At 75.9% G+C, this 12,876-nt stretch carries 9 protein-coding genes and 1 tRNA gene; 2 read left to right on the top strand and 8 right to left on the bottom strand.

All coding sequences use genetic code 11. The features are described 5' to 3' along the window. The first annotated feature begins 5 nt into the window (after window positions 1-5). Window positions 6-1,685 (top strand): bifunctional 3'-5' exonuclease/DNA polymerase, encoded by a 1,680-nt coding sequence (locus ACFWUZ_RS29130; RefSeq protein WP_384379256.1) that lies wholly within the window; start codon window positions 6-8, stop codon window positions 1,683-1,685. A 37-nt stretch (window positions 1,686-1,722) separates the two neighbouring features. Here ACFWUZ_RS29130 and ACFWUZ_RS29125 read toward each other — a convergent pair whose 3' ends face one another. From ACFWUZ_RS29125 to ACFWUZ_RS29110, 4 genes are all read right to left on the bottom strand, one after another. Beyond that, complete coding sequence (locus tag ACFWUZ_RS29125) at window positions 1,723-2,970, bottom strand: hypothetical protein (RefSeq protein ID WP_384379253.1); 1,248 nt, start codon at window positions 2,968-2,970, stop codon at window positions 1,723-1,725. Window positions 2,971-3,046: 76 nt separating this feature from the next. After that, entirely contained in the window at window positions 3,047-3,562 is a 516-nt protein-coding gene (locus tag ACFWUZ_RS29120) for a SigE family RNA polymerase sigma factor (protein WP_384379250.1), read from the bottom strand. Window positions 3,563-3,638: 76 nt separating this feature from the next. Beyond that, window positions 3,639-4,166: a GNAT family N-acetyltransferase gene (locus ACFWUZ_RS29115; RefSeq protein WP_384379247.1), complete on the bottom strand. Its 528-nt coding sequence runs from the start codon at window positions 4,164-4,166 to the stop codon at window positions 3,639-3,641. 286 nt (window positions 4,167-4,452) lie between these two features. Next, window positions 4,453-5,226: an aminotransferase class IV family protein gene (locus ACFWUZ_RS29110; protein ID WP_384379244.1), complete on the bottom strand. Its 774-nt coding sequence runs from the start codon at window positions 5,224-5,226 to the stop codon at window positions 4,453-4,455. Between the two features lie 252 nt (window positions 5,227-5,478). On the opposite strand from ACFWUZ_RS29110, the gene ACFWUZ_RS29105 reads away from it, so the two are divergent. Continuing rightward, window positions 5,479-5,706: a hypothetical protein gene (locus ACFWUZ_RS29105; protein WP_384379242.1), complete on the top strand. Its 228-nt coding sequence runs from the start codon at window positions 5,479-5,481 to the stop codon at window positions 5,704-5,706. Between the two features lie 125 nt (window positions 5,707-5,831). Here the strand turns inward: ACFWUZ_RS29105 and ACFWUZ_RS29100 are convergent. From ACFWUZ_RS29100 to tmk, 4 genes are all read right to left on the bottom strand, one after another. Continuing rightward, window positions 5,832-5,905 (bottom strand) — tRNA-Thr (locus ACFWUZ_RS29100). Window positions 5,906-6,101: 196 nt separating this feature from the next. After that, on the bottom strand, window positions 6,102-7,670 hold the full coding sequence (locus tag ACFWUZ_RS29095) for an alpha/beta hydrolase (protein ID WP_384379239.1): 1,569 nt from the start codon (window positions 7,668-7,670) through the stop codon (window positions 6,102-6,104). 186 nt (window positions 7,671-7,856) lie between these two features. Then, on the bottom strand, window positions 7,857-9,068 hold the full coding sequence (locus tag ACFWUZ_RS29090; protein ID WP_384379472.1) for a DNA polymerase III subunit delta': 1,212 nt from the start codon (window positions 9,066-9,068) through the stop codon (window positions 7,857-7,859). 150 nt (window positions 9,069-9,218) lie between these two features. Beyond that, on the bottom strand, window positions 9,219-12,410 hold the full coding sequence (tmk, locus tag ACFWUZ_RS29085; RefSeq protein ID WP_384379235.1) for a dTMP kinase: 3,192 nt from the start codon (window positions 12,408-12,410) through the stop codon (window positions 9,219-9,221). Between the last annotated feature and the right edge of the window lie 466 nt (window positions 12,411-12,876).

Below are 12,876 nucleotides of genomic sequence, written 5' to 3'. Positions count from 1 at the left end.
CCCCCATGAGCGACCGCACCCCCCGCTGGGCCCTCGCCGAGGACGCCGAAGGCCACTGGCACGCCGCCCCGGCGGACCCGGCGGCCGGGGTCCGGACCACCGCCCGCGACCCCGCGGAGGCCGTACGGGCCGCGCCCGCCGGCGCCCGGTGGGTGTGGCGCTCCACCGCCGCCGTCTACCCGCGGCTGCTGGCCGCCGGCGTGCGCATCGACCGCTGCCACGACATCGAGGACGCCGAGCTGCTCCTCCTCGCCCACGAGGGCCGCTTCGGGGAGCCGCGCTCCGCCGCCGCCGCGTGGGCGCGCCTCACCGGAGGCCCCGTACCGGCCGACCCGCCGCAGCGCGCCGCCTCGCCCGGCACCCAGTCCTCGCTCTTCGACCCGCAGCCCGCCCCGCTCCCCCTGGACGCCCTGCTCGCGGTGCACGCCGACCAGACGCGCCGGATCGAGGCCACGGCCCACCCCGACCGGATGCGCCTGCTCACCGCCGCCGAGTCCGCGGCCTTCCTCGTCGCCACCGAGATGAACCGCGCGGGCCTGCCCTGGCGGGCCGACGTCCACCGCGCCCTGCTGACCGAGCTGCTCGGCGAGCGGTACGCCGGGGGCGGCGAGCCCCGCCGGCTGGCCGAGCTCGCCGACCGGATCTCGGCCGCGTTCGGGCGGCGGGTGCGGCCCGATCTGCCCGCCGACGTGGTCAAGGCCTTCGCCGAGGCCGGGTTCAAGCTCAAGTCGACCCGCCGCTGGGAGATCCAGGAGCTCGACCACCCCGCCGTCGCCCCGCTGCTCGAGTACAAGAAGCTGTACCGCATCTACACCGCGCACGGCTGGGGCTGGCTCGCCGACTGGGTCCACGACGGCCGGTTCCGCCCGGAGTTCATCCCCGGCGGCACCCTGACCGGCCGCTGGGTCACCAACGGCGGCGGGGCCCTGCAGATCCCCAAGGTGATCCGCCGGGCCGTCGTCGCCGATCCCGGCTGGCGGCTCGTGGTGGCCGACGCCGACCAGATGGAACCGCGCGTACTCGCCGCGATCTCCCGCGACCCGGCCTTCATGGAGGTGGCCGGGGACCCGGCGGACCTGTACACCGCCGTCTCCCGCCGGGGCTTCTCCGGCGACCGGGAGAAGGCCAAGCTCGCCGTCCTCGGAGCCGTCTACGGCCAGACATCCGGCGACGGCCTGAAGAACCTGGCCGCGCTGCGCCGCCGTTTCCCCCGCGCCGTGGCGTACGTGGACGAGGCGGCCAGGGCCGGGGAGGAGGGCCGGCTCGTACGGACCTGGCTGGGCCGCACCTGCCCGCCGCCGGTCCGGCCCGGCACGGGCGACGAGGACGCCGGCGAGGCCGGGATCCCGCAGTACCGGGACGAGGCCTGGACCCCGGGCTACGCCTCGACGGACACCCGGGCCCGCGGCAGGTTCACCCGTAACTTCGTCGTCCAGGGCAGCGCCGCGGACTGGGCACTGCTGCTGCTCGCGGCCCTGCGGCAGGCCACCGCCGGGATGCGGGCCGAGCTGGTCTTCTTCCAGCACGACGAGGTGATCGTGCACTGCCCGGCCGAGGAGGCCGGGGCGGTCGCCGAGGCGATCCGCGCCGCCGGTGAACGGGCCGGCCGGATCGCCTTCGGCGACACCCCGGTCCGGTTCCCGTTCACCACGGCGGTCGTGGAGTGCTACGCGGACGCGAAGTGACCCCGCGCCGCGCGGGCCCGTACCGCACGACCCCGCGTCAGCGGCCCCACTTGTCCTGCCACCTGGGGCTCAGCGCGATCTCCTTCAGCTGCTCCACGGTCAGGACCGGCGCCGTGCGCGTCGCCGGGCCGCCCTTCTCCTGGGCGTTGTAGGCCGTCACCGTGAGGTGTACGCCGTTGGACCGCAGGGCGTCCACGCGCCAGGCGACCACGCCCTTGCCGTCGGCGGGCCCCTGGGTCACCTTCGCCTTGACGCCCCTCGGCTCGGAGGTGGTCCCGGAATCGAAGACGCTGCTGGGGGATTCGCCCGGGCCGTACTGGCGGATGTTCAGCTCGATCCGGGACGCGCCCTTGCCGTCGTCGAGGACGACGTGGGCGTCGCCGCCCTGACCGCCCGAGTCCGCCGTCGGGACCCCGTACGCGCGCACCAGGATCTCCAGCCCGGTCTTGGCGTCGAAGCCGGGCTCCGGGGTCCCGGGCCCGTTCTCCTTCGGTGCGGGCGGCAGGTCGTTCAGGGCCGGGTGCCACGTGGCGGAGGTGACCACCGCCTTCAACTGGGCCGGGGTCAGCGGCGGGTTGGACCGGCTGACCTTCGCGCGCTTCTGGGCCGGCGCGTTCCACTCGGACACGTCGACGAGGAAACCCTGCGGGGTGGCCAGGGTGGCCCGCCAGGCTTTGGTGGGCTCCCGGCGGTCCGGGTACTCGTAGCCCTGGAAGAGCAGCAGCCGCGAGCCGTCCGGAAGCGTCTCCTCCTTGCAGTCGTCGAACTCCAGCTGGTCGGCGTCGGGGCACTTCGTCATGTCGGTGGCCATCTGGCCCGCCGGGTCGATCCGGGTGAGGCTGACCCCCATGGCGGCCTTGCCCTTGCCGTCGTCGAAGACCCCGCGGACGGCCGGACCCATCTCGTCGCCGGTGCCGCGCGCCTCGGTGTCCGTCAGCCGCCCGCCCGGCAGCAGCGCCTCGAAGACGGCGATGAGCTGCTCGGCGGAGACGGCTCCGGTTCCCGTACGCAATCCGCCGGGGGCCCCGGAGCCACTGGGCGCGTGGGTGGGCAGCGCGGCGACCGGGGCCGGCCCGCCCGAGCCGCCGAGCAGGCCGGTCGTCCAGGCCCCGGCCGTCCCGACCACGGCCAGCGCCAGCGCCGCTCCGCCGATCGCGGAGGCCCGGCGGCGGGCCACCAGCCGCCGGCCGCGCCGTTCACCGGCGTCGACGAGTGCCTGCCGGTCGGCGGTGAATCCGTCCCCCGTACGCCGGAGGGCTTCGCCGAGTTCATCTTCAAAGGGCATGGGGAACCAGACCTTCCGTTCAAGGGTGAGGAGGGTGACCGGGCTGGGCGGAACAAGCGGAAGCGGAGGGAAAACCTCAGATGTCCGCGTACTCGGCGAGGCTGCCGCCCAGTTGCTCGCGCACCCGGGCGAGCGCCCGTGAGGTGCGGGTACGGACCGCCGCCGAGCTCACGTTCATCGCGTCGGCGGTCTCCTCGACGCTGCGGTCCTCCCAGTACCGCAGCACGAGCACCGCGCGGTCCTTCGGGGCCAGTCGCCCCAGCGCCTCCAGGAGCGTCAGCCGCAGGGCCGGATCCGTGCCGACGGCCGCCGTCGCGCCCGGCTCGGGGAACTCCCCGACCGGGCGCTCCCCCGCCGACCTGCGGCGCTGGTGGGTGAGGAAGGCCCGGACCAGCACCGTCTGCGCGTACGCCGCCGGGTTGTCTATGCGGGAGATCCTCCCCCAGAGCAGGTACATCCGCCCCAGGGTCTCCTGCACCAGGTCCTCCGCGAGATGGGTGTCCCCGCTCGCCAGCAGGCAGGCCGAGCGGTACAGATGGCCCGACCGTCCCGCCGCGAACTCCCGGAACCCGTCTCTGCGCCCCTGCCGCATCTGCTCCCCCTCGCGTCCGTCTCACCCCATTGACGCGCCGGCGGTGCAGGAATGTTTCACACGTTCCGGAATCAGGTCAGCCGAGCTCGTGGAAGTACACGTGGTACCCCTCGCGGACGAACCCCTCGGCCTCGTAGAGCCCTTGGGCGAGGTGGTTGTCGTACGCGGTCTCCAGCTGCACGCCGGCCACCCCGGCCTCGCGCGCCCGGTCCAGGACCTCGCGCAGCAGCGTCCGGCCCGCGCCGGTACGCCGGCCCGACGGGTCGACGTACAGGTCGCCCAGGACCCAGATGGGCCGCATGGAGAGGGAGGAGAAGGTGCGGTAGACCTGCGCGAACCCGACCGTCCCGGCCCCGGGGGCGTCGGCGAGCAGGACGAGGGACTCGTCGTTCGCGATCCGCTCCGCCAGGTAGGCGCGCGGGCGGTCCGGGTCGGGGGTGGGGGCCACGCCGTAGAAGTCGAGGTAGCCGCGGAACAGGGCGGCCGCCGTGGGGAGGTCTGCCTCCCCGGCGACCCGCACCGTGATCCCGGAGCCGCCGGGCTCCGCGGCGTGCCCCTGCCGCGCCTGCCCGTCCGTGTCCTGCTCTGCCGTGCGACCGTTCATATGTCTCTCCTCGTGTGCGTCCGCGCGCCGGGGACCATTGTGCGCGGAGCCCGCAGTCGGCGAGGAAGGGGGCGGAGGCGGCAGCCTCAGTGGCTTCCGGTGACGGGCTCGGCGGGCAGCTCGAAGACGTTGTCCGGGGTCACGATCCCGGTGATCGCCTCACCGAACAGCGAGCCGGGCTCGGCGCAGCCCCGCCGGACCCGCCTTCCGACGTATCCCCGCGCCCACCCCCGGGCGACCGCAGCCCCGCCGCGCCCAGGGACCCGCTCCGGGCGGGGACGGGCAGCTACACGAGGTCGCCCACGATCCCCGAGTATGCGTCGCGCAGCGCGTCGACGATCCCGTGGGTCCCGGGGAACCCGACTCCGTCGACGGCGCTGACCGCCCGGACCCCGACGGCCGCGTTGGTCGCGAACGCCGCCCGCATGACCGGCAGATCGGCGAGCCGGACCGGCTCCACCTCGTGGTCGTGGGCCGCCTTCAGGAGCTCCATCGTCACGCCGGCGAGACAGTCGGCCTCCGGCCAGATCACCCGGCTGCCGTCGAAGAAGCCGATGTTCCAGGTGACCCCCTCCGAGATGTGCCCGCCCGTGTCGACGAAGAGGGCGTCGTCGAATCCGTCCAGCTGCGCCCGGCGCCGGTGATGGAGGCCGGCGAAGAGGCCGACGCTCTTGACGCCCGGCACGTCACGGACGTACGCCGCCGACCGCACCCGGAGCGGCGGCAGCGGCAGGGCTCCGGCCGGCCGCGACGTCACCAGCACGTGCGGGTCGTCGGCCGCGGCGGGGTGCCCGAGGTCGAGGCCCGGGTCGAAGACCGTGACGCGGACCGTGGTGGACCCCGTCGCGGGGGCGGCCCGGCGGACCGCCTCGCGGACGCGCCGGGCATCGAGGTCGACCCCGAAGAGCGCCCGGCAGTCCCTGCGCAGCCGCTCCACGTGCAGGGACAGCCCCCGCACCCGCCCGTGCTCGACCCGCATGGTCGTGAAGTGCCCGTAGTTGGTCAGCGCCAGGCTCTGCAGCTGCCCGACCCCGACCGCTCCCCCGTTGATCTCCGCCACCCACCCAGCATCCCACCACCCCGCACTCCCGGGCCGGCGCGGGGCGGTGGCGGGCAGTCAGCACAGCCATCCGCTGAGCACTCTTCGCGGTGGACCGCCCCTCAGGACACGTCCTCATGCCGCCGAGAGGAGTTCGGGTGTCCGAAGACACTCCGCCCTTCGACCACGTCGGCAGCGCCCCGCCCGGAAGATCCCGACAGGCGGCGTGCACACCGGCGGACCGGTGCCACCACGTCACGAAGTGAGCCTCGTATGAGCATCCGGCCCACCGCCGAAGACCCCGCCTGGGAAGCCGAACGCCGGCGCGCCGGCGTCACCGCCTTCCTCGCGGGCACCGCCGCGTCCTTCGCCTTCCTCGCCTTCTTCCCCGGCCTCCCCACGTCATCGACTGGGGCGCGATCCTCGCCCCTCGCCGTTGGCGGAATCACCCGCTGGGCGCGGCGATCCCACATGACGCGCCGGCGCACCACCATCCGGTGAGGCTCCACCGGGCTTCCGGGACGACGACCGCGACCGCTTCGCCGCGAGCGCCCGGCAGTGCGGAGGCATGCACGAGGGCATGAAAAAGCCCCAGGTCACGGCGAGTGAGTCCTGGGGCTGATCCGAGCCGCCTTCGGGATTCGAACCCGAGACCTACGCATTACGAGTGCGTTGCTCTGGCCAACTGAGCTAAGGCGGCACCGCTGGTCAGACAAGTATTCCCTCGGAGAGGGGCGCTCATCAGCAGCGGCGCCAAGTCTACAGGGTGAGAGGGGGTGCCCCGAACCGGGTTCCGGAGTGGGGCCGGGCGGGCCGCATACCGGGAGGCAAGGGGATGTATCCGCCACATGCGCCGGGGTGGCGCCGGGATGCCCCGGTCTGCCGGGGCGCCCCGCTCAGCACTTCTTGCCGTTCGCCGGGGGCTTGCCCTCCAGCAGGTAGCGGTTGATGGCGGTGTCGATGCAGTCGCTGCCGCGGCCGTACGCGGTGTGGCCGTCGCCGTCGTAGGTGAGCAGGACCCCGGAGTCGAGCTGCCCGGCCAGTGCCTGTGCCCATTTGTACGGGGTCGCCGGGTCGCGGGTGGTGCCCACCACCACGATCGGCGGGGCGCCCTTCGCGGCCAGCTCCTTCGCCGTGCCCGCGGCCTTCACCGGCCAGTACGCGCAGTTCAGCGAGGCCCAGGCCAGCCCCGCGCCGAACACCGGGGAGGCCTTCTCGAAGGACGGCAGGGCCTTCTGGACGGCCTCCGGGCCGCTGAAGGCCGGGGGCTGGTCCAGGCAGTTGACGGCGGCGTTCGCGAACATGAGGTTGGCGTACTTGCCGTCCGCCTCGCGCTCGTAATAGCTGTCGGCCAGGCTCAGCAGACCGGACCCGTCTCCGTTCATGGCCTCGGTGAGCGCCTCGCGCAGCTGCGGCCAGGCGCTCTCGTCGTACAGCGCCGCGATCACCCCGGTCGTCGCCAGGGACTCGCCCAGCGGGCGGTCCGGGTCGCCGGTCGGCACGGGCTGGGCGTCGACCTTCCGGAAGAACTCCTTCAGCCGGTCGGCCACCTCGCCCGGGGCTCCCTGGCCGAGCGGGCAGTCGGGCTCCTTCGCGCAGTCCGCGGCGAAGGAGGTGAAGGCCGTCTCGAAGCCCGCCGTCTGGTCCCGGTTCAGGTCGAACGCCGGGCGGGACGGGTCCATCGCGCCGTCCAGGACGAGCCGGCCGACCCGGCCCGGGAAGAGGTCCGCGTAGGTCGCCCCGAGGAAGGTGCCGTACGAGGCTCCGACGTAGGAGAGCTTCTCGTCGCCCAGCACCGCGCGGAGCAGGTCCATGTCACGGGCCGCGTCGACCGTCGACAGGTGCGGCAGGATCCGCGAGGAGCGCGCCTGGCAGCCCGCCGCGAACTCCTTGAACGCGGCCACCAGCAGGGCCCGCTCCGCCGCGTCGTCCGGGGTCTGGTCCACCTGCGTGTACCGGTCCATGGCCGGGCCGGTGAGGCATTCGACCGGGTTGCTGCGGGCCACGCCGCGGGGGTCGAAGGAGACCATGTCGTACTGGGCGCGGACGGGCGCCGGATACCCGATGCCCGCGTACGCCTGGAGGTACCCGATGCCCGATCCGCCCGGGCCGCCCGGATTGACCACCAGCGAGCCGAGCCGCTTGCCGGGGCCCGTGGCGGGGCGGCGGGCCACCGCGATGTCCACGTCCTGGCCCGAGCCGGGGTTCGCATAGTCCAGCGGGGCCTTCAGCGTGGCGCACTGGAACCCGGGGACGCCGCAGTCGCGCCACTTGAGCTTCTGCTCGTAGTACGGGCGGAGCGGGGCGGGCACGGCGGCCGGCTCGGCCGAGGCCGCGCCCCGGCCCGCGCCGGAGGAGACGGAGGCCGTCGGCCCCCCGGACCCGCTCGAACTGCACCCGGAGAGCAGCAGCCCTGCGGCTGCGATCACGGTCCCGGTGGTACGCAGTACGCGACTGGTGTCCATCCTGCGAGCCTACGGCCTGCCCGGGCGGCCCCGGGAGCCCGCGAGGGCCGCCCAGCCCCGCCTCGGCCCGTGGTCCCGCCGGGCGGGACACGGGCCGGGGCCCCGCCACGCCCCGGCGGCCGGTCCGCCCGTACGGGTGATCCGGTCAACCGGGTATGGACGCCGGCGGCGCGGCGGCCCGGGTGCTCAGCCCGCGCGCAGCGACATGGTCATGGCCTCGACGGCGAGGAGGGGCGCCACGTTCCGGTCGAGGGCGTCCCGGCAGGCGATGATCGCCTCGATGCGGCGCAGGGTCCGCTCGGGACCCGAGGCGCGGGCGATCCGGTCCAGGTCGGACCGGACCTCCTCGTTCGCGATGGCCACCGACGAACCGAGCTGCAGGGCGAGCACGTCGCGGTAGAAGCCCGTGAGGTCGGTCAGCGCCAGGTCGAGGCTGTCGCGCTGGGTCCGGGTGCGGCGGCGCTTCTGCCGGTCCTCCAGCTCCTTCATCACGCCCGCCGTGCCGCGCGGCATCCGGCCGCCGGTGCCGGCCGAGGCTCCGAGGGCGGCCCTCAGTTCCTCGGTCTCCTTGGTGTCGACCTCCTCCGCCACCTGTTTCGCGTCCTCGGCGGCGGCGTCGACCAGCTCCTGCGCGGCCTTGAGGCAGCCGCCCACGTCGTCCACCCGGAGCGGCAGCTTCAGCACGGAGGCCCGGCGGGAGCGGGCGGCCTCGTCGGTGGCGAGCCGGCGCGCCCGTCCGATGTGCCCCTGCGTGGCCCGGGCGGCGGCCGCGGCGGCGGCGGGCTCGATGCCGTCACGCCGGACCAGTACCTCGGCGACGGCCTCGACGGGCGGGGTGCGCAGGGTCAGGTGCCGGCAGCGGGACCGGATCGTCGGCAGCACGTCCTCCAGGGAGGGCGCGCACAGCAGCCACACCGTCCGCGGAGCCGGTTCCTCCACGGCCTTGAGGAGCACGTTGCCCGCTCCCTCGGTGAGCCGGTCGGCGTCCTCCAGGACGATGACCTGCCAGCGGCCCACCGCGGGGGAGAGCTGCGCCCGGCGGACCAGGTCGCGGGTCTCCTTCACGCCGATGGACAGCAGGTCGGTGCGGACGATCTCCACATCGGCGTGGGTGCCGACGAGGGTGGTGTGGCAGCCGTCGCAGAACCCGCAGCCGGGCTCGCCCCCGAGGGCGCGGTCGGGGCTGGTGCACTGGAGGGCGGCGGCGAAGGCGCGGGCGGCCGTGGACCGTCCGGAGCCGGGCGGTCCGGTGAACAGCCAGGCGTGGGTCATCTTGGACGCGGCGGGCGGCGGCGTCCTGTCCGTGACGGCCGTGACCAGGGCGTCGGCGTCACGGGCGGCGGCGGCCAGCTGGGTCTGCACCCGCTCCTGACCCACCAGGTCGTCCCACACGGGCATCCCGCCCACCGCCTCTTCCTGTTTTGTCCGTCAGCCGTTCAGTTCACAGTGTGGCGCGTGCCACCGACAATCCGCTGCGGTCCGGCCGCCCGCGCGAGCGGCCCGGCCGGCCGTCGCCCCCGCCCGGGCGGGGGCCTCGCCGCCGCCGCGTCAGCGGCGGCGGCCGCGGCCGTCGTCCTCGGGGTCCTCGTCGTCCCGGTGGTGGCCCAGCAGTTCGTCGGCCAGCGTCGGCAGGTCGTCCAGCGGGGTCTCCTCGGCCCAGTCGGAGCGCGACCGGCGCGGCCGGCCGTCCTCGCCGAGCGAGGGGAGCTCCCGGGTCCGGTCGTTGTCGGTGTCCCGGAAGATGCCCGGCGGGACCCGGTCGGCCGGATTCTCCTCGGGGCGCCGGGCCGTGGGCCGCGTCGCGGAAGCCGGTCCGCGGCCGCCGGACGGAGCCGCCGCACCGGAGGGCCGCACGGGCGGCAGGACGGCCGTCTCGTCGGCGTCCCGGACCGGCGGCAGCACCGCGGTCTCCTCGGCAGGGGTCTCGGGGACCTTCGGCACCGGCACGGTCTGGGTGACGTCGTCCGGCCGGACGGTCCGCTTGACCAGCGGCGTCTCGACCGTGACGGCGTCGTCCGCGCCGTCCGGGTAAGGGTCCTTCCGCATGCGGACCTGGGGCCCGGCCGGCGGGGCCGGAGCAGCCGCCGGGGGCGCCGCGGGAGCCGCCTGAGCTGCCGAGGCCGCCGCAGCGGCAGCCGCCGCGGCCGTCTTCGCCGCGACCTCGGCCGCCGCGGCCTCCGCCAGCCGCCGCGCCTCCTCGGCCTTCAGCAGGGCCTCCTCCGCCCGCCGCTGCTTCTCCAGCCGGCGCTCCTCGGCCTCGGCCCGCAGCCGGGCCTCCTCCTCGGCCTGCCGGCGCACCCGCTCCGCCTCGGCCGCCCGCGCCCGTTCCTCGGCCTCGGCGCGCAGCCGCTCGGCCTCGGCCCTGGCCCGGGCCTCCTCCTCGGCGCGCTGCCGCTCCTCGGCGGCCTTGCGCGCGGCCTCCGCCTCGGCCCTGATCCGTGCTTCCTCGGCCTCGCGCGCCAGGCGGGCTTCCTCCTCGGCCCGCAGCCGGGCCTCCTCCGCCTTGCGCGCCGCCTCGGCCTCGGCGCGCAGCCGGGCCTCCTCCTCGGCGCGGCGGCGGGCCTCGATCTGCGCGGCGACCTCCGCCTCGGAGAGCGGGAGCATCCGGTCCAGGCGGTGGCGTACGACGGTGGTGACCGACTCGGGGTCCTGCCCCGCGTCGACGACGAGGTAGCGCCCGGGGTCGGATGCGGCCAGCGTCAGGAAGCCGGCCCGCACCCGCTGGTGGAACTCCGCGGGCTCCGACTCCAGCCGGTCCGGTGCCTCGGTGAAACGCTCCCGGGCCGCCTCCGGCGACACGTCCAGCAGCACGGTCAGATGCGGGACGAGCCCGTCGGTGGCCCAGCGCGAGATCCGGGCGATCTCGGTCGGGGACAGGTCGCGCCCCGCGCCCTGGTAGGCGACCGAGGAGTCGATGTACCGGTCCGAGATGACCACGGCGCCGCGCTCCAGGGCGGGCCGCACGACGGTGTCCACGTGTTCCGCCCGGTCCGCGGCGTAGAGCAGCGCCTCGGCGCGGTTGGACAGTCCGGCCGAGGACACGTCGAGGAGGATCGACCGCAGCCGCTTGCCGACCGGGGTGGCTCCCGGCTCGCGGGTCACGACGACCTCGTGGCCCTTGCCCCGTATCCAGTCGGCCAGCGCCTCGACCTGGGTGGACTTGCCCGCGCCGTCGCCGCCCTCCAGGGCGATGAAGAAGCCGGTGGCGGAAGGCGCCTGCAGCGGCTCCCCGCCCCGCAGGGCCTCGCGCAGGTCGCGCCGCAGGGTTACGCCGCGCCGGTCGTCGGCCTTGGCGAGCACCACCACGGCGACCGGCAGCAGCAGGGCGCCGGCCAGCATCAGCGTGAAGGCGGCGCCGCCGTGCGCGAACACGGCCTCGGCGCCGGTGAGCCGGTGCGGGCCGATCAGCGCGGCGAGGGCCGGGGCGGCGACGGCCCCCACGGCCACGGCCACGCGGACGACGGCCTGGAGGTGCTCGGTGACCCGGGCCCGGCGGAACTCCTCGGTCTCCAGGTCCAGCAGGGTGTGGCCGGTGTTGGCCGCGACGCCCGCGGCGGTACCGGCGAGCAGGGCCAGGAACAGCACGGTCGCGGTGTCCGGGACGAGGCCGGCCAGCAGCAGGGCGAGGCCGGTCACCGCTATGGCGAGGGCCAGCAGGCGGCGCCGCGACAGCGCGGGCAGCACCTTGCCGGCCTGGGTGGCGCGGATGCCGGCCGCGGTGCCGCCGAGCAGCGCCAGGACCATCAGGGCGAAGGCTGCCGGGCCGCCGCCCAGGTCGAAGGCGTGCAGGACGGCCACGGCGGCGGAGCAGGACACCGCTGCGGCGGTCGCCGCGCAGGCCAGCACCAGCAGCGGGACGGCGCCCGTACGGCCCTTGTCGGGCCGGTCGCCGGCCTTGGGCGCCCGCAGGCCCTCCAGCGGGGAGCGCGGGCGCGGGGTCTTCGTACCGGGCAGGACCAGCGGGAGCAGCAGCGAGACCGAGGCCGCGAAGAGGCCGGAGGCGACGTAGGAGCCCAGCGCGGCCTGGTTGGCGGCGAACCAGTCGACGCCGAGGCCCAGGGCCTTGCCGACCAGGGTCGCGGCGAGCAGCGCGGCGGCCGCGACGGGCAGCGCGGCGAAGGAGGTGCGCAGGGTCAGGCGGCGCAGCGCGTCGAGGTGGTCCGGGAGCGGCCGTACGGTCGCCCCTTCCGGCGGCGGCGCGGGCAGCAGGGCGGGAGCGGCACTGTCCTTGGCCAGGGTCCACAGCCGCTCGGCTGCGCCGGAGACGAAGACGGTGGCCAGCAGCGCGGTCAGCGCGTGGGCCGGGATCCAGTCGAGCCAGAGGGGGGCCACGACGAAGAGCCCGAGCCGGATGCCGTCGGCGCCGATCATCGTCCAGCGCCGGTCCAGCTTGCCGCCGGGGGCGACGAGCGCGGCCAGCGGGCCGAGGAGCACCGCGCCGAAGAGGAGGGTGGCGAGGATGCGGACCCCGAAGACCGCGGTGACCGCGAGGGCGGCCCCGCGGTAGCCCCCGCCGAAGGCCGCCTCCGAGACGGCCGCCTGGTAGGCCAGCAGCACCAGCACCAGCAGGGCCAGGGCATCACCGATGCCGCTGACCATGTGGGCGCTCCACAGCCGGCGGAGCCCTGGGGTGCGCAGCAGTGCGCGCACCGCACGCTCGCGGGAATCCGCGGCTAGGGCTTCGTCGTAGGTGGGGTTCGCCGGGGCGGTCACGACCGTTGGCTGCTCGGCTCGCGTCATCCGCCCAGCCTATCCGCTGCGCTCGGCGGGTGCGGAAGCCTGTGGACAAGGCCGGTTCCACCGCCCGGCCAGGGTCCGCCGGAGCCCCGGCCCGGCGCCCGCGCCCGCACCCGCACCCGCACCCGCACCACCCGAACCCCGGCCCGGCACCCCCGCCGCCGGCCCGCGCCGCCCGCCACCGCGCCGCCCGGCCCCGCGTGCGATCCCGCCCGGCCCGGCCCCACCCGAGCCCCGGCCCGGCCCCGTGCACCATGCAGCAGCCCGACCCGGCGCCGCGCCGCCCGGCCCGGCCCCGCGTGCCCGTGCGGCCCGGCCCCGTACACCCCGCCCCCCGAAGACCCGGCTGCCTCCCCCTGCGCGAGAGGGGCCCCCCCCCCGGGCGGGGGGGCCCCCCCCGGCCCCCGGGGGGGGGGGGCGGGGGCCGCCCGGCCGGGCCCGGCCGCCCCGCGGCGCGACCGAACCCCCC

This window comes from Streptomyces sp. NPDC058646, from assembly GCF_042716875.1.
Taxonomy (GTDB): Bacteria; Actinomycetota; Actinomycetes; order Streptomycetales; family Streptomycetaceae; genus Streptomyces.
The sequence above is the reverse complement of the archived record's forward strand: the minus strand, read 5'-3'. Positions and strand labels throughout refer to the sequence as shown.